This is a genomic window from Streptomyces sp. NPDC055966 (assembly GCF_042269865.1).
Taxonomy (GTDB): Bacteria; Actinomycetota; Actinomycetes; order Streptomycetales; family Streptomycetaceae; genus Streptomyces.
The window spans coordinates 239,153-262,152 of the sequence record NZ_JBHJYK010000001.1 but is presented as its reverse complement, the minus strand read 5'-3'; the positions used below and the strand labels follow the sequence as shown (position 1 = coordinate 262,152).

16 protein-coding genes and 2 pseudogenes are annotated in these 23,000 nt (G+C 74.6%); 7 read left to right on the top strand and 11 right to left on the bottom strand.

Features of this window, described 5'->3' with window-relative positions; genetic code table 11:
* Positions 1–106: 106 nt before the first annotated feature.
* The 4 genes from ACFC8N_RS01240 to ACFC8N_RS01225 are packed head-to-tail and all read right to left on the bottom strand — an operon-like array spanning position 107 to position 6,815.
* Entirely contained in the window at positions 107–3,496 is a 3,390-nt protein-coding gene (locus ACFC8N_RS01240; protein ID WP_376285265.1) for an SAV_2336 N-terminal domain-related protein, read from the bottom strand.
* Entirely contained in the window at positions 3,486–4,568 is a 1,083-nt protein-coding gene (locus ACFC8N_RS01235; protein WP_376285262.1) for an AAA family ATPase, read from the bottom strand. Before ACFC8N_RS01235 ends, ACFC8N_RS01240 begins: the two co-directional genes overlap by 11 nt.
* Positions 4,569–4,608: 40 nt before the next feature.
* A complete protein-coding gene (locus ACFC8N_RS01230; RefSeq protein WP_376285259.1) occupies positions 4,609–6,363 on the bottom strand; it encodes a trypsin-like peptidase domain-containing protein in 1,755 nt (584 codons plus the stop codon).
* On the bottom strand, positions 6,360–6,815 hold the full coding sequence (locus tag ACFC8N_RS01225; protein WP_376285256.1) for a CU044_2847 family protein: 456 nt from the start codon (positions 6,813–6,815) through the stop codon (positions 6,360–6,362). Before ACFC8N_RS01225 ends, ACFC8N_RS01230 begins: the two co-directional genes overlap by 4 nt.
* Positions 6,816–7,065: 250 nt before the next feature.
* Between ACFC8N_RS01225 and ACFC8N_RS01220 the strand changes: the two genes are divergently transcribed.
* A complete protein-coding gene (locus ACFC8N_RS01220; RefSeq protein WP_376285253.1) occupies positions 7,066–7,575 on the top strand; it encodes a hypothetical protein in 510 nt (169 codons plus the stop codon).
* A gap of 291 nt (positions 7,576–7,866) precedes the next feature.
* Here the strand turns inward: ACFC8N_RS01220 and ACFC8N_RS01215 are convergent, their stop codons facing one another.
* Positions 7,867–9,228: a carboxyl transferase domain-containing protein gene (locus tag ACFC8N_RS01215; protein WP_376285250.1), complete on the bottom strand. Its 1,362-nt coding sequence runs from the start codon at positions 9,226–9,228 to the stop codon at positions 7,867–7,869.
* Positions 9,221–10,672 (bottom strand): acyl-CoA synthetase, encoded by a 1,452-nt coding sequence (locus tag ACFC8N_RS01210; protein WP_376285248.1) that lies wholly within the window; start codon positions 10,670–10,672, stop codon positions 9,221–9,223. Before ACFC8N_RS01210 ends, ACFC8N_RS01215 begins: the two co-directional genes overlap by 8 nt.
* Positions 10,673–10,802: 130 nt before the next feature.
* Here ACFC8N_RS01210 and ACFC8N_RS01205 point away from each other — a divergent pair, with 130 nt between their 5' ends.
* Entirely contained in the window at positions 10,803–11,672 is an 870-nt protein-coding gene (locus tag ACFC8N_RS01205) for a hypothetical protein (protein WP_356031358.1), read from the top strand.
* Between the two features lie 9 nt (positions 11,673–11,681).
* On the opposite strand, the gene ACFC8N_RS01200 is transcribed toward ACFC8N_RS01205, so the two are convergent.
* A complete protein-coding gene (locus tag ACFC8N_RS01200; RefSeq protein ID WP_356031355.1) occupies positions 11,682–12,584 on the bottom strand; it encodes a LysR family transcriptional regulator in 903 nt (300 codons plus the stop codon).
* 100 nt (positions 12,585–12,684) lie between these two features.
* Between ACFC8N_RS01200 and ACFC8N_RS01195 the strand changes: the two genes are divergently transcribed.
* Positions 12,685–13,515, top strand: coding sequence for an oxidoreductase (locus ACFC8N_RS01195; RefSeq protein ID WP_376285244.1), 831 nt, complete (start codon positions 12,685–12,687; stop codon positions 13,513–13,515).
* Here the strand turns inward: ACFC8N_RS01195 and ACFC8N_RS01190 are convergent.
* Positions 13,469–14,107, bottom strand: coding sequence for a hypothetical protein (locus ACFC8N_RS01190; protein WP_376285242.1), 639 nt, complete (start codon positions 14,105–14,107; stop codon positions 13,469–13,471). The two genes, ACFC8N_RS01195 and ACFC8N_RS01190, sit on opposite strands and share 47 nt — an antisense overlap.
* A 114-nt stretch (positions 14,108–14,221) precedes the next feature.
* On the opposite strand from ACFC8N_RS01190, the gene ACFC8N_RS01185 reads away from it, so the two are divergent.
* Positions 14,222–14,995, top strand: a complete 774-nt coding sequence (locus tag ACFC8N_RS01185; protein ID WP_356031347.1) for an IclR family transcriptional regulator — start codon at positions 14,222–14,224, stop codon at positions 14,993–14,995.
* On the top strand, positions 14,992–15,843 hold the full coding sequence (locus ACFC8N_RS01180; protein WP_376285238.1) for an SMP-30/gluconolactonase/LRE family protein: 852 nt from the start codon (positions 14,992–14,994) through the stop codon (positions 15,841–15,843). Before ACFC8N_RS01185 ends, ACFC8N_RS01180 begins: the two co-directional genes overlap by 4 nt.
* Here the strand turns inward: ACFC8N_RS01180 and ACFC8N_RS01175 are convergent.
* Together ACFC8N_RS01175 and ACFC8N_RS01170 are read right to left on the bottom strand one after the other, a co-directional pair.
* On the bottom strand, positions 15,835–17,052 hold the full coding sequence (locus ACFC8N_RS01175; protein WP_376285235.1) for an MAB_1171c family putative transporter: 1,218 nt from the start codon (positions 17,050–17,052) through the stop codon (positions 15,835–15,837). The two genes, ACFC8N_RS01180 and ACFC8N_RS01175, sit on opposite strands and share 9 nt — an antisense overlap.
* Positions 17,053–17,198: 146 nt before the next feature.
* Positions 17,199–17,810, bottom strand: a pseudogene (locus ACFC8N_RS01170) (toxin-antitoxin system, toxin component family protein); the annotation flags it as partial.
* Between the two features lie 276 nt (positions 17,811–18,086).
* Between ACFC8N_RS01170 and ACFC8N_RS01165 the strand changes: the two are divergent.
* Positions 18,087–19,607, top strand: a complete 1,521-nt coding sequence (locus ACFC8N_RS01165) for an alpha-N-arabinofuranosidase (protein ID WP_376285232.1) — start codon at positions 18,087–18,089, stop codon at positions 19,605–19,607.
* On the opposite strand, the gene ACFC8N_RS01160 is transcribed toward ACFC8N_RS01165, so the two are convergent.
* Entirely contained in the window at positions 19,594–22,560 is a 2,967-nt protein-coding gene (locus tag ACFC8N_RS01160) for a beta-galactosidase (protein WP_376285229.1), read from the bottom strand. The genes ACFC8N_RS01165 and ACFC8N_RS01160 overlap by 14 nt on opposite strands.
* Positions 22,561–22,637: 77 nt before the next feature.
* Between ACFC8N_RS01160 and ACFC8N_RS01155 the strand changes: the two are divergent.
* A pseudogene (locus ACFC8N_RS01155) lies at positions 22,638–22,988 on the top strand (RrF2 family transcriptional regulator); the annotation flags it as partial.
* Positions 22,989–23,000 lie beyond the last annotated feature (12 nt).

Genomic DNA, 23,000 nt, shown 5'->3' with positions numbered 1-23,000 from the left:
GGCGGGAGCGGGCGCCTGCTGGGGGCGGCCGGGCGGGGTGCCGCTGAACGGGGGTATTTCCCGGCCGCTCCGGCGTGTCTGCCGGAAATCCGGGGTGGCGGCCGGATCACAGGGCGCGGGCGGCCTCCAGCAGGGGTTCCAGGGACGAGAGGGTGATCTCGCTGCCTCCCTCGCGCAGGTGCCGCCGCCCGGTGGCGGTGGGGGCGTACCCGACGAAGGGGAGGCCGAGCTGCTGGGCGGCGGTGAGTTCGGCGACCGACGAGCCGATCAGGACGCCGGTACGGGCCGACGCGCCGGGGGCGCTCAGGGCGCGCAGCAGGCAGTCGGGGTCGGGCATCAGCAGGCCGAGGTCGTCGCGGCGGCCGTGGACGCCCGCGAGGGGCAGGCGGGCGGGCGTCAGACAGCGGTGGACGGCCTGCGTGCCCACGTCCGTCACCACGCTGACCCGGCGTCCGGACCCGTGCAGGGCGCGGACGAGCGCGCGGGACCGGTGAGTCGCGGGCGCGTCGGGAACGGCCCGCAGTTCGAGGGCGTCGAGGCGCGCCCGCAGCTCGGGGCCGAGCCGGTCGTGGGCGAAGGCACGCAGCAGATCCAGCGGATGCACGAACGCCTCCCGGCCGGTCTCGCCCGCGGCGGCCGGCGCCCGGCCCGCCAGTGCGTCCCGCGGGTCACGGTGCTCGGCCACCACGGACAGCAGGTCGAGCACGGCCTCACGTGCCGTCCGCGCGGAGAACAGCCGGGCGAGGGGGCCGTCGAAGCCGATCAGCACGTTCTCGGCGCGGGCGAGGAGGGCCGCCAGCCGGCCCCGCGCCGGAACCGACGGTTCCGCCACCGGCGCGGGTGCGCCCTCCGGGACCAGGCGCACGGTGTACGACACCGCCAGCCCCGCCACCGGCCAGCCGCCCACCTGGGCGTTCACCTCCCGCTGGGCCGCGTTCGCACGACGCAGTGGATGCCGCCCGGTGATGCGCGCCGCCGCGCCGCGCAGATGGTCCAGCAGCGGCCGGCGGACGCGCAGGGTCTCGCCGCGGACGAAGGCGACCGGATCGTCGACGCGCCAGGACAGCTCCACCGTGGCGGTGAAGGTGCCCTTGCCGGAGCTGGGCAGGGACATGGTGTCCCGCGCATGGTGCGGGGTGAGGTCGACCGAGTAGTACGTCTGTGGACGCGGTGGACGCGTGCCGCGCGGCTCGATCGGGTCGAGCACCCGGAGCGGGCCGTCGGACCGGGTGTGGACGATCGCCGTGCGGCCGGGGGCGGGAATGCCCAGCTCGCGCAGGTCACGGGTGATGAAGGGGCCCTGCACGAGGTCGCGTTCGTCGGACGCGGGCGGCCCGCTCGACGGTCCGAGGGCGCAGTACCAGGCGACCGAGGAGGCGTCCGGGGCGTCGTCGGCGTAGAGCGGCAGGAAACGCAGGGTGCCGCGGGCGGCGGAGCTGCCGGTGAAGTCGTCGTACAGCGCGGGAGGTACGACGACCATGGCGTACGCGGGCACCTCCGGCGGCCGGACGGGCGGCTCGCCGAACGTCACCCACAGGCGGGGCGGATCCGTCAGCCGCCGCTGGGCGTGCGGCAGTTCACGCAGCACGGCGACCAGGACGGGCAGGAGGAAGGCACCGGGCTCGACGCGCACGAGGTAGCCGTCCGGGCGGACCCGCACCTCGTACTGGCGCGGGGTGAGTGAGCCGCGCGCGAGGATGTCGTGCACCGTGGCTTCGAGGGTGATGCGCGCTTCGGGGCGGCCGGCGAGGGCGTCGGCGACGAAGAGGATCCCGGGGCGGTCGACGCCGGGTCCGGCCTCGGCGGGGACAGCCGGTCCGGCCTCGGTGGGGACGGGGGATGCGGCGTCGGCGGGGAGCGGGGGTTCGGCTTCGGCCGGGACACCCCGCGCGGCGCGGTCCGTGCCGAGCCGTCGCACGCTGTCCTCGCTGACCGTGGCGAACGGATCCCCCTCCACGGCCGTCCCCGCCCCGCGCGCGGACGGGACCGACGCCGGGAACTCGCCCGGTGCCCGGCCCGCCCGGCGGTCGATGAACTCGCCGATCCGGTCGAGGAGTTCGACGGTCTGCTTGCGGGCGGTGCGCGGCAGGCCGAGCAGGAGCAGCTCGCGCACCCCCTCCCGGAAGGCGTAGCTGCCGGGCGCGCCGCCCGGCACCGTGGTGAGCATGCCGCTGAGGACGACCTCCGCCAGGTGCCGGGGCCGCGGATCCGGTTCGACGGCGGCCTGCACCAGCCGCATGACCGGCAGATCGGGGCGCCCCACCGCGAGATGGCCGGCCAGCCGGAACGCCTCGGGGGAGGCCGTCGCGCGAAACCGCAGGACCAGCTCCTCGGCGGACAGCAGGCCGACGTCGGTCCGCTCCTCGGCGTCCGCCGCCAGCGGACGGCCCAACTCCGCGACCGCGGCGGGGAATTCCACCCCGCCCGGCGCCGTGAGCAGCCCCGCCCAGTGCCCCAGCCACCGCGGCTCCGGCTCCAGCACGGGCAGCGGCACGGCCCGGTCGGTCCCGGCGGACCCGTCGAACCCCTCGGCCCCGGCGGACTCCGGCCGCTCGTACGAGGTGAACGTCAGCGTCGCCGTGGGTGCCGCCGGGTACGGGGCCGACAGACGGCCGGGCGTGGTGGGCAGGGCCGTGTCCCGCCACAGGTGTTCCGGGAGCGGCTGTACGACGGCCAGGGGCGTCCGGCGCGCCCACCGGTGCAGCGTGGCGTACCAGAGGGTGCCGGCGGGCCCCTCCCGCCACTGCGGGCCCATGCAGTCGCTGATCAGGAGGGTGACGCTGCGGCCGTCGGCGGGGGCGTGCGGGCCTGAGCCGCGTACGGTGCCGTCGGCGGCGGCGCGGTACAGGGCGACCGTGCGGAAGAGGCCCGACTGGGCGAGGACCGTGTGCAGTTCGTGGATCAGGGGGCGCCAGACCGGCATGGTGGGACCGGCGTCGTACACCAGGTTCAGCCGCAGCCAGCGCTCCCGCGCGGGGCGCAGCACCGGCAGCCACCACTCGGGGTCGGCGCCCAGTCGGGCGATGCGGTCGGCGGTCGCCCGCTCCGCCAGCTCGTGGCCCACGGGCGCGTCGACGCGGCGGCCCAGCGGGCGCAGCGCGCGTTGCAGCGCGAGCGGGTGGCGCAGCATCGGGGGTGCCGGGGCCAGGAGCGTGGTGTGCCGCCGGTCCGCCGCCGTGGCGGCGTGCGGGGAGGGCAGGTGCAGGGGGACGCGGGCGGGCGGCGGCTGGGCCGCGGGTCGGGCCGGGGGCGGTGCCTGCCGCTCCGGGGGCGCGGGCGGGGCGGCTTCGCGGCCGGTGACCTCGGATTCGGGTTCGGTGGCGGTGGCGGGGCCGGGCTCGCGGTCGGTCGCGGGGGCGACGGGCCGCATGTGCCGGGCCAGCCACAGCAGTTCGGCCAGTTCGAGCGCCGTCGGACGGACCCCGTGGGCCGTCCCGGCGAGGACGTCGGCGAGGCGGGCCAGGGGATCCGGGGAGCCGGGGTGCTCAGAAGACATCGGGCCGCGCGCTCTGCCCGAGGTACGGCATCAGCTGTTCGGCCAGCTGCTCCAGGGACCCGGCGTCCAGGTCGGCGGAGCGGGCCAGGTAGATCGCGTTGAGCAGCTGGTCGGTGGCCAGGTCGCCGGCGCCCGCCCGGGACAGGAAGCGGTCGATCAGGCCCTGCGCGTACGCGTCGGGCTCGCCCAGGTGGGCCCGGACGATCTCGGCGAGGTGCCGGTCGTCCGGCTGCCGCAGATGCAGCGTGACACAGCGGCGCAGGAAGGCGGGCGGGAACTCGCGCTCGCCGTTGCTGGTGAGGACGACGAAGGGGAACGCCCGGCAGCGGACCCGGCCGCGCGCCACCGGGACCCGCTCGTCGGTGCCGTCGGCCATCACCTCGGCGGTGCCGCCCGGGGCGAGCCGGGCGGCGCGCACCAGCTCGGGGATCTCGTACTGGCCCTCTTCCAGCACGTTCAGCAGGTCGTTGGGCAGGTCGAGGTCGCTCTTGTCGATCTCGTCGATGAGCAGGGCGCGGGGGCGGGCGTACGGCAGCAGGGCGGTGCCCAGCGGGCCGAGGCGCAGATGGTGCTCGATGCCCGACCCGTCGTCCGTGCCGTCCGTGCCGTCCGTCCCGTCGGCCGGGCCTGCCGCCCGGTGCGCCCGGTCCGCCTCGTCCGGCCGGGCGGCCGCCTGCCGGGCCGCGTACAGCCGGGAGAGCGGGTCGTACTGGTAGAGGCCGTCGTGCAGCGTGCTGCGGCTCGTGATGTTCCAGCGCAGCACCGGGCCGAGCCGCAGCTCGCGGGCGACCGCGTACACGAGCGAGGACTTGCCGGTGCCCGGCGGGCCGGTGACCAGCAGCGGACGGCGCAGGTACAGGGCCGCGTTGACCAACTGGACCGTCTGCTCCGTGGCCTGGTAGGTCTCGGCGCGGTGCATGCGGTCCGGGGAGACGGCCGAGGCGTCGGCGGCCGTGTCCGGGGCGTCGAGCACCGGCCGGCCGTCGAAGGCCCGCCAGGGCGGCGGCGGGGGCAGCTTCGTGATGCCGTCGTGCGGCTCGTTCGTACCGGTGTAGACGGGCCACAGGGGCATGGGCTCTTCTTCTCCGTGGGGGGGGCGTACGGGCGGTCGGTCAGCCGACGGGGGAGTGCAGGCTCGCGGTGGCCTCGGGGAAGCAGCGCGGATCGTCCCAGAGCAGCTGGAGGTCTCTCGCCCAGTGCCGGTCCGGGTCGTCGTCGGCGTCCGCGGTCAGCCGCAACGACAGGATGTGGCGCGGGAGTTCGGCGGGCGGGACCTCGGCGAGCGAGGCGGAGAGCCGGTCGAGGAATTCGCTGCCCGGGCAGGCGTGCGCGTCGTGCGCACCGCCGGGGCAGGCCGGATCCCCTTGCGCACCACCGGCGCAGGCCGGACCCCCCTGCGCGCCGCCGGGGCAGCCGGTTCGGGGCCACAGGAGGACCGGGACGGGGACCGTGAGACCGACCTCGAAGTGCTGGCGCGCCTCCGTGGGCGAGGTGGCGAAGGCCGCCAGTCCGGCGTCGCCGTCCCACAGCCGCTTGCGCAGGCTCGGCGGCCGCTCCCGGGTGCCGCACTCGACCCGGTGCACCTCGGATCCGTGCCCCGCGTCCAGCTTCTGCCACTTCTTGCGCAGCTGGTGGCGCAGCCTGCCACTGTGGTGACGGGCGCGGTCGGTCACCACGAGGGGATAGGCGCAGCCGAGCGGCGTGCTGTCCTCGGCGCTGCACTCCCAGTGCGCCACCGCCTCGTTGAGCCACTCGCGCGACAGGACGAACGTCACCAGTTCGTCGGCGTCCGGGGCGAGGTGCGCGACGGCCTCGTCGATACGGCTCTGCACATAGGCCCGTACGGCGGTCCGCGGCAGCCGGCCCGCACCCACCGGCCGGCGCCGTCCGTCGCGGTACGCGGACACCTCGACGGTCACCTGGTCGGGACCGGCGCCGCTGTGATCGATCTCGACGACGACCGGCGACCAGGGGGAAGGGGCGGAGGAGGGGCGTGGGGGAGCGGGCTCCGGGGGCCGTGCCACGCCGCCGCCCAGCAGTTCCTGGAGCCGGTCGGCGAGGCGGCTCACCGCCTGCGGGTCCGGTACCTCCCACTGCACATACGCGGCGGCCGCCCCCAGGGAGGCGAAACCGCCCGTCGGCAGGGGCGGTCCGAAGGCGCCCACCGCGTCCACGTACAGCCGGTTCGGATCGCACACCGGGTCGCCCGCCGCCCGCCGCAGCAGGGCGTACAGCCGCCGGCGGGCCTCGTCCGCGTGGCCGGGGGTGGGCACCAGCTCGCCCAGTTCGGGCCAGTACCGGGCCATGACGTCCAGCGGCAGCATGCGGCCCTTGCGCACCTCGGCCGTGCCCGAGGCGGCGGAGACCATGCCGACCACCCTGCCGTCCGGCAGCGTCGCCGCGGACCCGCTGAATCCGGCCACGAGCGGCTGCCCGTGCCCGCTCCACGCGACCAGTTCCAGCCACTCGTCGGCGATCAACTGGCCCGAGACGGCCTGGTATTCGGCGAGCGTGCCCTCGTCGTAGCCCTCGGGGAAGCCGTAGGCGATCAGCTTGGGGTACGGCTCGGTGTACGCGGCGTCGGGCGGGGCGAAGCCGGCCGGGGCGAGCGGTATGTCACGGTCCAGTTCGAGTACGGCGACGTCGCCGGGGTCGGTGACCTCACCGGCCCAGCCGCCGTGGGCGACGACCGACGCGGACACCTCGCCCAGCTCCCGGGCGTGCGGGAAGGACACGGACACCGACGCCCGCCCGCTCCGCCTGACGACGTGGGCACAGGTCAGCACCCGGCGGCCGGTGACCAGGAAGCCGGCCCCCACCCCGTCGCCGCAGCGGATCCGGGCATGCCAGGCGGCACTGCTTCTCACCGGTCGGCGGACTCCGGCCCCGCGGCGTCCTGCCCCGCCCGGCCCTGCCCCGGCACGGTCTGCCCCGGCAGGGTCTGTCCGGGCACGGTCTGCCCCGGTGCGCCGTGTCCCGGGCCGGCCGGCTGCACGGGGCCCTGCTCCGGCACACCCGGGCCCGCCGACCAGCTGAGCTTGACGACCAGGTGACCCTCCGTCGAGCCCTTCGCGATGACCGCGCCGGCCTCCGCGGACAGCTTCACGCCGAACTCGATCTCCACCTCGTCGGGGCGCAGGCTGCCGTCCCGGAAGACCCGCAGCGCGGACACGGCCGCCGCCCGGACCCCCTCCAGCGCGCCCTCGAACGTGCGCGCCGCCTGCGCCGGGCCGTCGCCGCGCGAGACGAGGCGGGCGCCCGACCGGGTGCTGACGTCCTCCGCCAGCACGAGCGCGCCGTCCTCGGTCCTGAACTCCATCAACCCGTCCATGGCGACGCTCGCTCCCCGTTCGTACTCGTTGGTGACGCTGACCAACTCCTATGTTACGGACGGTGCTTCACAAGTCCCGTTTTCCCAGGCGAGCGGCGGGGCGTCGGCCGAGGTTGGCGGGAACCCGCTGTGCCAACCCGCCACCTCCGCCCGGCACCGCGGTCGCACGACCCGCCGGACACTCTTTCGCAGTACTCGACGCACCCGACGCACTCGACCCATACGAGAAGAGGCGTGGATGACCGGAGGACCAGTCAGACGCGGGGCGGCACTGCTGGCGGCGGGGCTGGTGAGCGCCCTGATCCCGGTCGGCCCGGCGGCCGCGGCGGCGCACCCCGCCCCGCGCCCACCGGGCAGTGGCAGCCCCACCGCGGCGACCACCGTCACCCTCGTCACCGGCGACAAGGTGACCGTCACCGATCTCGGGCACGGCAGGATGACGGTCACCGTGCGGCGGCCCGAGGGCGCCACCGGGGCCGTGCGGACACAGGAGAGCGGCGGTGCGATCAGCGTCGTACCGGACGAGGCGCTGCCGTATCTGCGGGCCGGGACGCTGGACCGGCGGCTGTTCGACGTGAGCGGGCTGATCCGGCAGGGACTGGCCGACGCCGGGTCCGGCGCGACTCCGCTGATCGTGACCTACGGCCGGGGCGCGCGGGCCGCGACCCCGGCGGGTGCCGTGACCGAGCGCGCCCTGCCCAGTCTCGGCGGGGCCGCGGTCGAGGCGGCCGAGGGGCGCACCTTCTGACGGTCGTCCACCCGCGGCGACGGCGTCGCCAAGGTCTGGCTCGACGGGCGGGTCGAGGCCGACATGGCCGCGAGCAACGCCCGGATCGGCACAGGGGCGGCCTGGGACGCGGGCCTCACCGCCCAGGCCGCCCAGGACGGCACGACGTGGCACACCGTGTCGCTGACCGGCAAGGACGCCGCCTGGCGCGGCACGCCGGCCGTGCCGCGCACGGCGACGTCGGTCTCGCTGCGCGCGTCCGCCAAGGACGACCGGGGCGGGTCGGTCACGCAGGAGATCATCCGGGCGGTGCTACGGCCGGCGGCGGGTCACGATCCCCCGGATCACCCCCAGCTCCACCAGGTCCTGCGGCCGGATGCGCAGGTGTCCGGCGGTCGCCTCGGTCTCGTCCGCGGGGCGTTTGAGGATGGCGGCCGCGAGTTCCGGGGCGATCACCGAGAAGTAGCTGTCCGGGGTGGCCCAGGTGTTGCCGGGGGCGGCCAGGGCGAGGGCGCCGCCGGAGCCGCCCTCGCCGATCACCAGGGTGGTGACGGGGACGCGGGCGGCCGCCACCGCGGCGAACACCTCGGCGATGGCCGGGCCGGCCCCCTGCCGTTCGGCCTCCGCGTCGTTCGCGGCGCCCGGGGTGTCCACCAGGGTCAGCACGGGGATCCCCAGCCGGTCCGCGAGCCGGATCAGCCGGGCGGCGGTGCGGTACCCGGCGGGCCGGGTCGCCGTCCCGGTCTGTGCCGCGTAGGCCACGGTGCGGCCGTCCCGCTCGCCGAACCCGCACAGCATGCCCTCGGGGTCCGTGCCGCCGCACCGGTCCCCGCTGATGCCGAGCCGGTGGGTGAAGCAGGCGTCCAAGTAGGCCTGGGCGCGCGGGCGTTCGGGGGAGCGGGCGCGTCGGACCGCGTCCCAGCCGGTGCGGGGGAGGTCCGTCCGTCCCAGGGCCGGGGGCAGGGGCGCCTCGGCGACGGGGGCCGGAGCCGGGGCCGTGGGGGAGAGCAGGCGCAGCCACAGCCCCAGCGTCTCCTTCAGCTCCCGCGCCGGTACGACCGCGTCCACCGCGCCCGTCGCCAGCTGCGACTCCGCCGTGTAGGCGGCCGGGTCGGCGTCCGCCGGCCGGACGCGTGAGCCGGCGAAGCCCACCTGTACGGCGGGCAGGGCCAGGGTGACGTCGGCGCCCGCGCCGAGGGTGGCCCAGCCGCCGCCGGTCGTGGGGTCCCGCAACACCGCGATCTGCGGCAGGCCCGCCGCACGGGTGAGGGCCGACTGCCGGGCCACGCGCTGGAGTTGGGTGAGGGCGAGCATGCCCTCCTGCATCCGGCTGCCCCCGGTCGCGACCAGCGGCACGACCGGCAGCCGGTGGGCACGGGCGTGGTTGTAGGCCGCCTCCAGCCGGTCCCCGGTGCGTTCGCCGAGCGAGCCGCCGAGGAAGCCGAACTCGAAGGCGATCAGCACGGCCGGGGTGCCGTCGACGCGGGCGGTGCCGCAGACGACGGACTCCTCCTCGCCGGTGCGGCCGGTGGCGCGGGCGCGCGAGGCGTCGTAGCCCTGCCAGCGCAGCGGCCCGTCGGGCTGCGACTCCCGTTGCGGGGCGGGGAGTTCACCGAAGCTGCCGGGGTCCGTGACCAGGGCCAGGAACTCCCGCGCCGAGCGCCGCTCAGGCATCGGCCACCAGCGCACGCTTCATGATCTTGCCCATGTCGTTGCGGGGCAGGGCGGCGAGGTGGTGGACGACGCGGGGGCGCTTGTGGGGGGCCAGACGGCGGGCCACATGGTCCGCCAACTCCTCGGCGGTGGGCGGCGACTGCGGGTCCGCCGGGACGACCCAGGCCACGATCCGCTCGCCCAGGTCCGCGTCCGGCTCGCCGGTGACGGCGGCCTCGCGCACCCCGGGGTGCTCCAGCAGCGCGTTCTCGATCTCGCCCGCCCCGATCTTGTAGCCGCCGCTCTTGATCAGGTCGGTGGCCTTGCGCCCGACGATGCGGACGTACCCGTCGTGCTCGCGCACGGCCATGTCGCCGGTGCGGAACCAGCCGTCGGCGGTGAAGGCGGCGGCCGTGGCGTCGGGACGGTTCAGGTACTCGGTGAACAGGTTCGCCCCGCGCACCTGGATCTCGCCGACGCTCTCCCCGTCGTACCCGGCGATCTCCGTGCCGTCCTCCTCCACCAGCCGCAGCTCCACGCCCGGCAGCGGCACGCCGACGGTCCCGGGCCGGGCCTCGCCGTCGGCGCGGACGCTGGTGTTCATGAGGGTCTCGGTCATGCCGTAGCGCTCGACGACCCGGCGCCCGGTCGCCGCCGCGATCCGCTCGTGGTCGTGCACCGGCAGCGCGGCCGAGCCGGACACCAGCAGCCGGGCCCGGCCGAGGGCCTTGGCCAGCTCCGGGTCGTCCGGCAGGGCCTCGGCGATGCGGTGGTACATCGTCGGCACGCCGAACAGCATGGTCGCGCCGCAGGTCAGCTCGCGCGCGACGCCCTCGGTGCTGAACCGGCCCAGGTGCCGGACGCTGCCGCCGCGCCGCAGCGGGCCCAGGATGCCGAGCACGAGCCCGTGCACATGGAAGAGGGGCAGCCCGTGCACGAGCACGTCGTCGGCCGTCCACTGCCAGGCGTCGGCGAGGGCGTCGAGGGTCGTGGCGAGGGCCCGGCGGGGCAGGACGGCGCCCTTGGGCGGGCCGGTGGTGCCGGAGGTGTAGACGATCAGTGCCGGGTCCGTGTCGGAGACCTCGGCGGCGGGGGCGGCGGGCCCGGTGGCGGACGCGTCCACGTCCAGTCGTGCCAAGTCGCCCAGCACGGCGGGCAGTTGGGCGCCGGGTGCGGTGAGGACGAGCGTGGGCGCACTGTCGGAGACGATGTGCCCGAGCTCCTTCTCGCCCGACTTCGGGTTCAGCGGTACGGCGGCCGCCCCGGCCAGCAGCACCCCCGTCACGGCGACGGCGGTCTCCAGCTCCGGGGTGGCCCACACGGCGACCCGGCGGGCCCCGCGCAGCCGCCCGGCGAGCGCGCCCGCGGCCGCCGCCAGCTCGCCGTACGTCAGGGACCGCTCACCGAACCGCAGGGCGACCCGGTCACGCGGACCGTCCGCCAGAGCGGGAAAGAGGGAGGACACGCGGCGCACTCCTTACTGTCGGCACTGTCGACCGCCGGAACTGTCTCGGCACTGTCGTAGACCGTAACGGTCGGCACGCGGGTTGTTAGCCTCACCCTTGTCGAACCGTCGTACGACAAGGAGTCCCGCCGTGCCCCGCATCGCCCTCGCCACCTACGACCCCGGCGCCCTGGCGCACCGGGACGCCGATCTGCCGGTGCTGGTGCGGGCGCTCCAGGACGGCGGGGCCGAGGCCGAGGCGCGGTACTGGGACGACGAGAAGGCCGACTGGGGCGGGTACGACCTCGTCGTCATCCGGTCCACCTGGGACTACAGCTGGCGGGCCGCCGAGTTCGAGGAGTGGGTGGAGCGGGTCGCGGCGCGCACGAGGCTCGCCAATCCGGCGTCCGTGGTGCGGTGGAGCATGGACAAGCGGTATCTGGGGGCGCTGGCGGCGGCCGGGGTGCCGACCGTGCCCACCTCCTACATCGCGCCGGGCGAGGCGGCTCCGCTGCCCACCGGGCACGAGTACGTGATCAAGCCCACGTCCGGCGCGGGGGCGCGGTTCGCCGCCCGGTACGCGCCCGCCGAGCACGACGCGGCCCGGCGCCAGCTCGCCCGGATGCACGCCGAGGGGTTCACGGCGATGGTGCAGCCGTACGTGCGCGGCATCGACGTCAGCGGCGAGCGCGCGCTCCAGTTCTTCGGCGGCCGGCTGCTGCACGCCAGCCGCAAGGGGGCCGTCCTCGCGCCGGGCACGCCGTACGACGCCGCCAAGGTGGCCCACCCGGACCTGGAGCGCTGGCAGCCGACCGAGGCCGAAGTCGCCGTCGCCGAGCGGGCGTTGGCGGCCGTGCCCGGCGGGCCCGAGCTGCTGTACGCCCGCGTGGACCTCGTGGACGGGGAGGACGGCGCGCCCCGGCTGATGGAGCTGGAGCTGGTGGAGCCGAATCTGTTCCTGTGGCTGCACCCCGGGTCCCTGGAGCGGGTGACGCAGTCGATCCTGGCCGCGGCGGGCTGACCGGACCGCTCACCGCTCGACCGCGCCGCGGCACGCCCGTGCGTACGCTGCGACCAGCGGGCGGTGTGCGTCCTCGCGGCGCCAGGCCAGCACGTAGCGGCTGGGGCCGATGCCCCGGACCGGGCGGGTGGTGACGCCGCCCAGGCTGATCAGGGGCGCGTTGCCCGCGGCCACCAGACAGACGCCGAGGCCCGCGACGAGCGCCTCGTACGTCTCCTCCGCCCCGGAGACCTCCGCGCCGATCCGGGGCGGCCGGCCGGCGCGGGCGTCCAGGGCGAGCCAGTGGTCGCGCAGCGGGCCCGCGCTCTCGGGCAGGGCGAGGAACGGCTCGTCCAGGAGGTCCGCGAAGTCCAGTTCGGCGCGCGCGGCCAGCGGGTGGCTCTCCGGCAGGGCCAGCAGGCGCGGTTCCTCGGCGACCAGCGTCCAGTCGTAGCGCTCCTGGTCCGGCAGCGGCAGCCACACGAAGGCGACGTCCGTCCCGCCGTCGGCCAGGCCGGCCGTCGGATCGTCCCAGGTCAGCTGGCGCAGCCGGAGCGTGACCTCGGGGTGTTCGGCGGTGAACCGGGAGCGCACGGCCGGCAGCAGCCCGCCCCGGCCCGGACTGGTGCTCATGCCCACCACGAGCGTGCTGCGCCGGCTCGCCTCGGTCGCCTCGACGGCCGCCGCGCCCGCCTCCCAGGCGGACAGCACGTTCCGTGCGTGGGGCAGCAGCGCCGCGCCCGCCGCCGTCAGCGCCACCCCGTGCCGGTCGCGCCGCAGCAGCTGTGCCCCCAACTGCCGCTCCAGCGCCCGGATCTGCTTGCTCAGCGCGGGCTGCGAGACGTAGAGACTCTCGGCGGCGCGCGTGAAGTGCAGTTCCTCGGCGACCGCGACGAAGTAGCGCAGATCGCGGACGTGGACGTCGATCGTCATAGCCGTTGGTTATCACCACGGGTCTTGGACGGGCAACGGTATCCGGCGGCAGTGTGGTCCGTGTCGGAGTCGAACACGGCACGTGCGATCGGGAGTTGTGATGAACAAGGTGTGGCTGGTGACCGGGGCGAGCAGCGGGTTCGGGCGGGCGATCACCGAGGCCGCCGTCGCCGCCGGTGATGTGGTGGTCGGCGCCGCCCGGCGCCCCGAGGCCCTGGACGACCTGGTGGCCGCCCATCCCGACCAGGTGGAGGCCCTCCGGCTGGACGTGACCGACACCGCCGCGATCGAGGCGGCGGTCGGGGATGTCGTGGCCCGGCACGGGCGGATCGACGTGCTGGTCAACAACGCGGGCCGCACCCACGTCGGCGCCGTCGAGGAGACCACCGAGCAGGAGCTGCGGGACCTGTTCGACCTGCATGTCTTCGGGCCGACGGTGCTCGTGCGGGCGGTGCTGCCGCACATGCGGGAGCGGCGCTCGGGGGCGATCGTGCAGATGAGCAGCATGGGCGGGCAGATGTCCTTCGCGGGCTTCGGCGCGTACAGCGGGACGAAGTTCGCGCTGGAGGGCATCTCGGAGGCGCTCGCGGACGAGGTCGCCGAGTTCGGGATCAAGGTGCTGATCGTGGAGCCGGGCGGGTTCCGGACCTCGCTGATGGAGCCTGCGCGGGCCGGGACCAGCGCGGACAGCGGGGTGTACGCGAAGGTCGCCGAGACACGCGGCATGGTGTCCGGTGGCGACGGCACCCAGCCCGGCGACCCCGCCAAGGCGGCGGCCCTCATCCGCGCCGCGCTGGAGGCGGAGCACACCCCGCTGCGGCTGCCGCTCGGCGACGACGGGGTGAGCGCGGTCCTCGCCCACCTCGACCGGGTACGGGACGACGTCACGGCCTGGGAGAAGCGGACCCGGGCGACGGGCTTCGAGGACTGAGTCGGTCCTGTACGGCCGTCCGCTGCAGCAGCCCCCAGGTGAACTCGGCGACCACCTCGTGCCGTACGCCCGCCCGGTCCGGCGCGGTGAAGGCGAGGCCCCAGCGCGTCGGTGCCGTGCCCTCCAGCGGGCGGGCCGGGGCGAAGGCGCGGGCGGCCTCGTCCACCGTGCAGGACCAGGGGGTCAGGTCCTCCAGGGTCCGCAGCACCGGCGGCGGCGCTTCGGGCGCGCGCACCAGCCACTCGTTCCACACCGCCCCGTCCGGCCCGACCAGTGCCTCGAAGCGCAGGTCGGGCCAGAGGGGCAGGGGCCAGCGCCGGGCCTCGCAGTCGGCGTCGCCGAGGCGGCGGGGGACCACCGACTCCGGCTCGCCGAGGACGGAGCGGTACCGGGCGGCCGCACCGCGCGACCTGGGCGAGCGGACCATGGCCTGCCACCGCTTGTTGGCCTCCCGCATGTCCGCGAGCGACGCCCCGAGCCGTCGCCGGGCGTCCTCGACCAGAGCGGGATTGTGGTCGGCCATGCGGCGCAGCAGCACCAGCTGGAAGTCGACGTACATGCCCTTCATGGTGCCCGGCGTGCTCCCGCCCATTGCCCGTACACCTCCCCGTGACTAGCCTGTGTTCGTCATGCCGATCGCCTGTTGATATCTCGAACATATGCGGGACGTCGACCGGGCGCTTAGACCCAAGGGAGGGGGCCGGACGTGGGACGCCTCGTGCCTGCCGTGACCCGGGCTCTCGACATTCTTGAGCTGTTCCTCGACGGAGACGGGACGCTCTCCGCCCCCGACATCGTGCGCAAGCTGCAACTGCCGCGCACCACCGTGCACGAGCTGGTCACCACGCTCTCCGCCCGGTCGTACATCGTGCCCGTTCCGGGACAGCCCGGACGTTACCGGCTCGGCGTGCGCCCGTACCAGCTCGGCAGCCGATACGCCGAACAGCTCGACCTCGCCGCCGAGGGCCAGCAGGTGGCCCGCACGGTCGCCGAGACCTGCGACGAGACGGTGCACGTGGCGATCCTGGAGGGCACCGACGTCATCTACATCGCGAAGGTCGACTCCACGCACGCGGTGCGCATGGTCTCGGCGGCGGGGCGCCGGCTCCCGGCCCACTGCACCTCCGTCGGCAAGATGCTGCTCGCCTCGCTGCCGCAGCAGGAGCTGACGGCGCGCATCCCGGACGACGCCGAGCTGAGCGCGATGACGCCGAACAGCATCACCGATCCCGGGGCGCTGCGCGAGGCGCTGGCGCAGATCCGCCAGCGCGGGATCGCGGTGGAGAGCCGCGAGTCCAACCCGGACGTGAGCTGTGTGGCGGCGCCGGTGCGCGACCGCACGGGCCAGGTGGTCGCCGCCCTGTCCATCTCGGTGCCGATGATCCGCTGGAGCGAGGAGCGCCGGACCGAGCTGGAGCAGCTGGCCGTGAAGGGCGCGGCGGACCTGTCCGAGCGGCTCGGGCACCGGAGCGCCGAGTGAGCGCGGGCGGACACGAGGTCGCGGTCAGGGCGGAGGCGACCCTCGGCGAGGGCCCGACCTGGGACCCGGCGACCGGGCGGCTGCTCTGGCTGGACATCCTGGGCATGCGCCTGCACACGTACGACCCGGCGACCGGGCGGCGTACGGTGCGCACGACGGAGCAGCACGTCGGCGCCGCCAAGCCGCGGGCGGGCGGAGGCCTGGTGCTCAACCTGCGGGACGGCGTGGGCCTGTTGGACCCCGACGACAGCTTCCGCTGGCTGCACCACGAGCCGGTGCCGGGGCGCCGTGCGAACGACGCCGCGGTGGCGCCGGACGGCTCGCTGTGGGCGGGCACGATGCGCTACGACGAGGCGGCGGGAGGCGGCGCGCTGAGCCGGCTGACGGGCGACGGCAGGGTCGAGACGGTCCTGCCCGACGTCACGGTCAGCAACGGCACGGGCTGGAGCCCGGACGGCCGCCTGATGTACTACGCCGACACCCCGACGCGCCGCGTCGACGTCTTCGACCACGACGGCGGGCGCGTGGCGAACCGCCGCCCGCTGGTGGAGATCGAGGCCGGCGCGGGCTTCCCGGACGGCCTGACGGTCGACGCGGAGGGCTGTGTGTGGGTGGCCCTGTGGGACGGCGGGGCGGTCCGCCGCTACACGCCGGCCGGCGCGCTGGACCGGGTGATCACCCTGCCGACCCCGCGCACGACGGCCTGCGCGTTCGGCGGCGCCGCTCTGACCGACCTGTACGTCACGACGGCCCGGGTCGGGCTGGAGCCGCCGGACCCGCTGGCGGGGTCGCTGCTGGTCGTCCCGGGAGCGGGGCAGGGAGTCGCGCAACCGGCCTTCTCAGGCTGACGGCACCCTCTCCCGCACCCGCGCCCGCACCGCCTCGATCTCCTCGGGGCGGCGCAGGGCGCGGGAGACCGGGGCGATGTCGCCGAGCAGGTTCGCCGGGTCGGGGCCGGTCAACGGCTCGGGCGGCTCCGGCGTACGGCGCTTGTGCTCGATCGCGTCCAGGACGGCGGCCGCCGCCGCCAGCGCGCGGGCGTACTCGGCGGAGTGACCGAGGGCGCGCGCCGCGTCGTACAGGCGGGTTGCCAGGTCGCTGTCGAGGTAGCGGGTCAGCGGGAGCAGGACGTCACGGACGAAGGTCTCGCGACGCGTCAGGCGCAGTTCCGGGGCGGCACGGAGCACGAAGGGCACGGAGTCGCCGCTGACCGTGCGCATCAGCCGGTACAGCGGGCGCAGTTCGCGGTGGGCCCGGCGCACCCGCCAGCGGTCGTACAGGTACTGGCCCGCGTGCGGGAGGATGAAGCCCGCCGCGACCAGGATCGCGGAGAGCGACGCGACCGGCGGGGCGAGGTCCGTGCTGAGCCAGTCCAGGTCGTGCCCGGACCAGCGCGCGCCGACGGCGGTCAGCTTGGCCCCGTCGAAGACGATGTTGAGCGCGTATCCGGCGCCCAGCAGCTTCAGGCCCCGGCGCAGGAAGCCGTCCAGCCCCCCGGCGTGCGCCCAGTTCCAGATGAGCCGCGAGGCGACCAGGCAGGCCGCGGTGTGCGCGCAGAGGTACAGCAGGATCTCCTCGCGCATGAACGGCGTGCCCGCGTAGTAGGTGTCGAGGTCCCGTATCCGCTCCACGGGCGCGTCCGCCGACAGGAACAGCGCCCACAGCGCGACGATCACCGCGGAGTACCCCGAGACCACCCGGCGCACCGCCCGCCGCGTCGCCGCCGAGCGGTCGGACAGGCCGTTGCGCCACGTCACGATCAGCAGCAGGCCGGACGCGGACATCGCCGTGATGAGCGAATAGCACCAGGGCGCCGCGATGTTGGGCACCCCGGTCAGCCGGTTGACGCGGTGGATCGTGGACGGCGTGCAGAAGACGAACACCGCGCAGGCGAGCAGCAGCAGCCCGCCGACCGCGCGCAGCAGCGGGTCCCGCCACAGCCGGATGATCGTGGGCAGCTTGAGCACCAGCGCGGCGGTCAGCACGGCCGTGGGGATCCAGAAGGAGATGTAGAACGCGCTGAGGAACTGTGCGGGATCCAGCGCCAGTTCTCTCACCGCGCGGTTCCCCCTTCTTCGGACGCTCGGTTCACCTCCGGGGCGCTGGATGCCGGTGTCGAGAGACCGATCGTGCTCGGCGCTTCGCGCCTCCGCGCGTTCGCCCTCTCGACACCGGCGCGCCCCTTCGGCTCACTCGCTTGCTCGCGTCCGCGGTAGCCGAGGGCCCGTTGGATCGGGTCCGGCGGGACGGGGCGGGTGACGGAGAGCCGGTCGCCGCTGAGGCGGCCGCGGAACAGGGTGGCCAGCCGGTGCCCGAAGTCGTCCGCCTCGGCCTCGTCGGCCGCCCGGGAGCCGTTGCGCGCGGCCACCGTGAGCGCGTCCGCCAGCCGGCCCGGCGCCTCGGCGAAGGCCCGGGCCGCCGCGTCGCCCGCCAGGCGGTGATGCCGGTGCCCGGCGTGCAGATGCCACAACTCATGGCCGAGGATCACCAGTTGCTGCACCGGCGCGGCCCGCTCCTCCACGATCACCAGGTCGAAGTCCGCGAACTCCACACACAGACCGGTGACTTCGAGCTCGTCCGGGAAGCGTTCGAAGCGCAGCTCCACCGGCCGTCCGCCGCGCCGCGCGCTCATCTCCTCGCACAGCGCCCGGCACAACCCCCGTACGTCGTCCGGAACGTCGGGCCGCGAGCGGACGGCGTCGGCGAGTTCGCGGGCCAGCACGCGCAGCGCCGAGCCCCGCCGCGGGACATGTCCGGAGGGTCGCAGTCGTGCGGCCAGCCGTGCCGACAGCTCGCGCGCGCCCGCGATGCCCATCGAACCCCCTTCTGCCGGTCCGAGCGTACGCGTCCGGGCGTGTCCCCGTCACGGGATCCCGGCGACCCTCGTCGAAGGAGAAACCACCGACGGGCTGGTGTCCGACCCATTGACGCGGAAGCACTTCGAATCTACGGTCCGGTTCGAAGTTGCGAGCATCATTCGATATGTCGCACGTCTTGAATATCTTGATCATGTGGGGACGGTGGGGGCAAGGCGTTCCGCACCCACGGCAAGACCCGGCCGGCCTGTTGTGAAGTGACCCGAAAGGACCCCATGAGCAAGAGCACCGCCCGATTCACCCTCGACCCCGCGTTCACAGTCGGCCCGGTCAACCCCCGTCTCTTCGGCTCCTTCGTGGAACACCTGGGCCGCTGCGTCTACACCGGCGTCTTCGAGCCGGACCACCCCTCGGCGGACGGGGCCGGACTGCGCACCGACGTGCTGGAGCTGGTCCGCGAACTCGGAGTGACGGCGATCCGCTACCCCGGCGGCAACTTCGTCTCCGGCTACAAGTGGGAGGACTCCGTCGGCCCCGCCGAGGACCGTCCCCGCCGCCTCGACCTCGCCTGGCACTCCACCGAGACCAACCGCTTCGGTCTGTCGGAGTACATCGCGTTCCTCAGGAAGGTCGGCCCGCAGGCCGAGCCCATGATGGCCGTGAACCTCGGGACGAGGGGCGTCGCCGAGGCCCTGGAACTCCAGGAGTACGCCAACCACCCCGCCGGCACCGCCCTGTCCGACCTGCGCGCGGCCCACGGCGACAAGGAGCCCTTCGGTATCCGGCTGTGGTGCCTCGGCAACGAGATGGACGGGCCCTGGCAGACCGGGCACAAGACGGCGCACGAATACGGCCGGCTCGCCGCCGAGACCGCCCGCGCCATGCGCCAGGCCGACCCCTCCGTCGAGCTGGTCGCCTGCGGCTCCTCCAGCCAGTCCATGCCGACCTTCGCCGAGTGGGAGGCGACCGTCCTGGCGGAGACCTACGACCTGGTCGACCACATCTCGCTGCACGCCTACTACGAGCCCACGGACGGCGACATCGACTCCTTCCTGGCCTCGGCCGTCGACATGGAGTCCTTCATCGAGAACGTGGTGGCCACGGCGGACCACGTCGGCGCCCGGCTCAAGTCCAAGAAGAAGATCAACCTCTCCTTCGACGAGTGGAACGTCTGGTACCTCTCCCGCTGGGAGGAGCACGCGCGGACGATCGCCCCGTCCGACTGGCCCGAGGCCCCCCGCCTGCTGGAGGACAACTACAGCGTCACCGACGCCGTCGTCTTCGGCTCGCTCCTCATCGCGCTGCTCCGGCACGCCGACCGCGTCACCGTCGCCTGCCTCGCCCAACTGGTCAACGTGATCGCGCCGATCATGACCGAGCCGGGCGGCCCGGCCTGGCGGCAGACGACGTTCTTCCCCTTCGCGCAGGCCTCGAAGCACGGCCGGGGCGAGGTGCTGGACGTCCGCGTGGACTCGCCGACGTACGAGACGAAGAAGTACGGCGAGACGGACCTGCTGCACGCCACGGCGGTCCGCGCGGCCGACGGCACGGTCACCGTCTTCGCCGTGAACCGCGGCCGCACGGCCGCCCTTCCCCTCGAAGTCGCGCTCAGCGGACTGGAGTTGACGACCGTCACCGAGCACAGCGCCCTCGCGGACGCCGACCCCGACGCCCGCAACACCCTCGGCGACCCCGAGCGGGTCACCCCGCACCCGGTCGAGGGCACCGCCGTCACGGACGGCACCCTCACCGCCGTACTCGAACCCCTGTCCTGGAACGTGATCAGACTGGCGTGACAGGCAGTCCGCCTGTTGCGCGGCCGAGCAGGCTCAGGCGTACGGACCCGGGGCCCGACAGCGTGGTGAACTCCGAGAGGACCGCCAGCGCGAGGGTGTTGGCGCCCCGGGTGCGCAGGATGCCGTTCGGCAGCACGAAGGTGTGCTGGGGGCCGACGTTGTTGATGTACTGCCCCAGGTTCCAGCCGTTGAGGAAGATCTGCGCCCGGTAGGCCCGGTACGGGTCGTCCTGAAGGGTCAGGCCGACCGACGCGTCGACGTCGGCCGGCACCGAGAGCCGGAAGTCCGTCCGGTACCAGGTCACGCCCTGGTACCGGGCGTCGCGCGGGAAGGTCACCGGCTCCCAGTCGTGGTCCTCCCGGAAGTCCGGCAGATGCCAGCCGCCGCGCTCGCCGTACAGGCCGCCGTTGTTCATCGGCCCGCGCACCGGGTCCGGGGCCGCCTCGCCCTGGATCCGCCAGCTCACCTGCGGAGCGGCCCCCTTGAAGGCGGCCGCCGTCAGCCCGCGGGCGGCCTTGTGCGTGTCCCGCGCACCGCCGTCCATGTCGTGCTGCATGCGCCGGACGAGTACCGACAGCACGTGCCGCCCCGGGGAGCGCAGCGCCTCGCGCACCGGGAAGACGGCCGTCGCCTCCCAACTTCCCTTCCGCGCCGTGGTGTTCTTGTCGGGCACGGGCATCCGGTGCGTGCCCAGCGGTTCGCCGTCCAGCCAGGCCATCAGCAGCCCCTGGGTGCCGCTGCTGTAGGCGAGGGACAGCTCCTCCAGGCCCGAAGAGTCGGTGAAGGTGCCCCGGTACCAGACGTCCCCGTAGTGGAAGCCGTAGTCGTCCGCGAACAGCACCGGCCCGCCGTCGGGGACGGGCGTGGTGGAGAAGGACGTCGTACGGTCGGCGCGCTGCCAGCCCGAGTCGTCGAAGCCCGGCCCCGCCTCCGGGTTCTCCCGCCGCATCCGCCAGCCGCCCAGCTCCGGCAGCCGCACCTCGGGCACGGCGGGCAGCATGGCGCTGGTCATCAGGCTGCCGGACAGGGTCACCCGGGTGGGCAGGGTGCGCCCGTTCCACACCACGGTGTCGACCCCGCGCGGCGCCCAGACCTCCATGGCCGTCGTCTCGGTGATGTCACCGGTCAGGTGGACGGCCCTGCCGCGTACCTCGGCGTGGCGCAGCAGCGCCGGACCGTAGACCAGCACGGTCCCGGACGGGGTGTCGTACGGGAAGAGGCGCACGGAGGTGGCGTCGTCGCCGAAGAGGAGCACCAGCGGGGTGTCGCTGCCGCCCTTCTGCACCAGGACGCGGGTCAGCCCGCCCTGGCCGAGCGGCGAGGTCACCCGCAGCTCGGTGTCGTCGTCGAAGACCCAGGCGGCCTCCGGGTCCAGCCGCATGACGGACGGCTCCTCCGGGCACGTCAGCACCAGATCGGCCATGTCGTTCGTGCGCCCCGTGAACAGGGCGATGTCCTGCCGCCCGGCCGTCACGCAGAAGACCGGCTGGGCGGTCGCGTACTTGAGCGTCCGCTCGCCGAGCTTCAGCCCGGTCGTCAGCAGCCGGGCGTCCTTGCCGGGCACCGTGATGCGCAGCGAGCCCGCGTCGGTGGGCAGAGAGGAGGTGACCGGGGCCGTGCCGTCGTTGCGGGCGACGTAGACATGGGCGCCGGTGTCCGGGTTGGTCAGGTGGTAGACCTTCAGCCCCGCGGCCCTGACCTCGGCCGCCCGGTCGAGCTTGGCGAAGTCCGGCACGCTCCGGAAGAGGTGGCCGAGCTGGTGCATCGGCGCGATCTTGGCCGTGACGCCCCGGGCCTCGTCGATCGCCGCGCCGTAGTCGTACGACGTGTAGACGACGGGCGCGGGCAGCCAGCCCCACGAGGTCCCGCCGAAGGTCATGTACACGTTGTGGAGCGTGAGCCCGTTGGCGAGGTTGGTGAGGTAGAACCGGCGCTCGTAGGCCGCGTCCCGGGTGCGCCGCGACTCGGCGTACCCCTTGCCGTCGAACCAGGCCCCGCCCCACGGGTCGAACCAGCCGCCGCCGAACTCGGGCACGAACCCGGGCGTGGTCGGCGAGGCACTGGCCCCGCCCTTCGCGCCGCCCGACCCGAAGGTCCCCCAGTCCGGCGGGGTGCTCGACGGCGACGGGTACCCGTCGAAGCCGTACAGCCAGCCGCCCCGCTCGCCGCCGGTGTCGATAGACCCGGGCACCCAGTACCCGTTGCGGCCCTTGTCGTTGTGGAACAGCGGTACGTCGATGCCGTCGGCCCGCACCTTCTTGTACAGGTGGGACATGTAGCGCCGGCCGGTGGCGTCCCCGGCGTGGGCGTCGTACTCGTTCTCGATCTGGTACAGCAGGACCGTGCCCGTGCCCTGGGTGTACAGGTGCTTGCGGGCGATCCTGTTGACCTGCGTCAGCCACTCGTCCGCGAACGCGAGATAGGCCGGGTCGTCGGTCCGCGCGGTGCCCTTCGTCGCCGTCAGCCAGCCCGGGAACCCGCCCCCGTCGACCTCGGCGTTGATGTACGGGCCCGGCCGCAGGATGACGTACAGCCCGGTCTCGGCGGCCGTGCGCAGGAAGAGGTCGAGGTCACGGACGCCGGTGAAGTCGTAGTGCCCGGGGGCGGGGGAGTGGTAGTTCCAGGCGACGTAGATGCTGACGGCGTTGTACCCGTGCGCCCGCATCTTCTGGAGGATGTCCCGCCACAGCGACGGACTCGGCAGCCGGAAGGGGTGGAACTCCCCGGACCACACCACCAGCCGGCTGCCGTCCACGAGCAGCGAGTACCGGTCGTAGCCGATCGTGTGCTGTTCGTGGTCGACGGCCGGCGGCAGCGGCGCCGGGCCGGTGGGCACGCTGCCGCCGCGCGCCGCGAAGGCCGAGAGCGCGCCGGAGCCGCCGCTGCCGCCGAGGGCGAGCCCGAGCGCGGCCGAGCCGGCCAGGGCACTGAAGGTACGTCTGCTGAGCGCCAAGGTGGATCCTCCCGGGCGGCGATCTTACGGGGCGCGGGCGCGGCCGTTCGCCACGCGCGACGCCGCACAACGGATCCATGAGGATCTCGGCGCGGGCGGACTACGCCGTACGGGCGGTACTGGAACTGGCCGTACGGCAGGCTAGCGGCCCCGTGAAGGCAGAGGAAATCGCTGCCGCCCAGGACATCCCGCACACGTTCCCGGAGGGCATCCTGGGCGATCTGCGCCGGGCCGGGATCGTGGAGAGCAGGCGCGGCGGAGGCGGCGGCTACCGGCTCGCGAAGGACGCCGCCGCGATCACGGTGGCCGACGTCGTCCGGGGCGTGGACGGCCCGATCGTCTCGGTGCGCGGTGAACGCCCGACGGGCCTGACCTGCACGGGCATGACCCGGCCGCTGCTGCCCCTGTGGATCGTCCTGCGGGCGAACCCGTAGGGGCGG

What these genes read in the sequence shown, in the direction of transcription:
- ACFC8N_RS01240 (WP_376285265.1), bottom strand. Translation starts at nt 3,496, where the DNA reads ATGTCTTCTGAGCACCCCGGCTCCCCGGATCCCCTGGCCCGCCTCGCC.
- ACFC8N_RS01235 (WP_376285262.1), bottom strand. Translation starts at nt 4,568, where the DNA reads ATGCCCCTGTGGCCCGTCTACACCGGTACGAACGAGCCGCACGACGGC.
- ACFC8N_RS01225 (WP_376285256.1), bottom strand. Translation starts at nt 6,815, where the DNA reads ATGGAGTTCAGGACCGAGGACGGCGCGCTCGTGCTGGCGGAGGACGTC.
- ACFC8N_RS01220 (WP_376285253.1), top strand. Translation starts at nt 7,066, where the DNA reads ATGACCGGAGGACCAGTCAGACGCGGGGCGGCACTGCTGGCGGCGGGG.
- ACFC8N_RS01215 (WP_376285250.1), bottom strand. Translation starts at nt 9,228, where the DNA reads ATGCCTGAGCGGCGCTCGGCGCGGGAGTTCCTGGCCCTGGTCACGGAC.
- ACFC8N_RS01200 (WP_356031355.1), bottom strand. Translation starts at nt 12,584, where the DNA reads ATGACGATCGACGTCCACGTCCGCGATCTGCGCTACTTCGTCGCGGTC.
- ACFC8N_RS01195 (WP_376285244.1), top strand. Translation starts at nt 12,685, where the DNA reads ATGAACAAGGTGTGGCTGGTGACCGGGGCGAGCAGCGGGTTCGGGCGG.
- ACFC8N_RS01190 (WP_376285242.1), bottom strand. Translation starts at nt 14,107, where the DNA reads ATGGGCGGGAGCACGCCGGGCACCATGAAGGGCATGTACGTCGACTTC.
- ACFC8N_RS01165 (WP_376285232.1), top strand. Translation starts at nt 18,087, where the DNA reads ATGAGCAAGAGCACCGCCCGATTCACCCTCGACCCCGCGTTCACAGTC.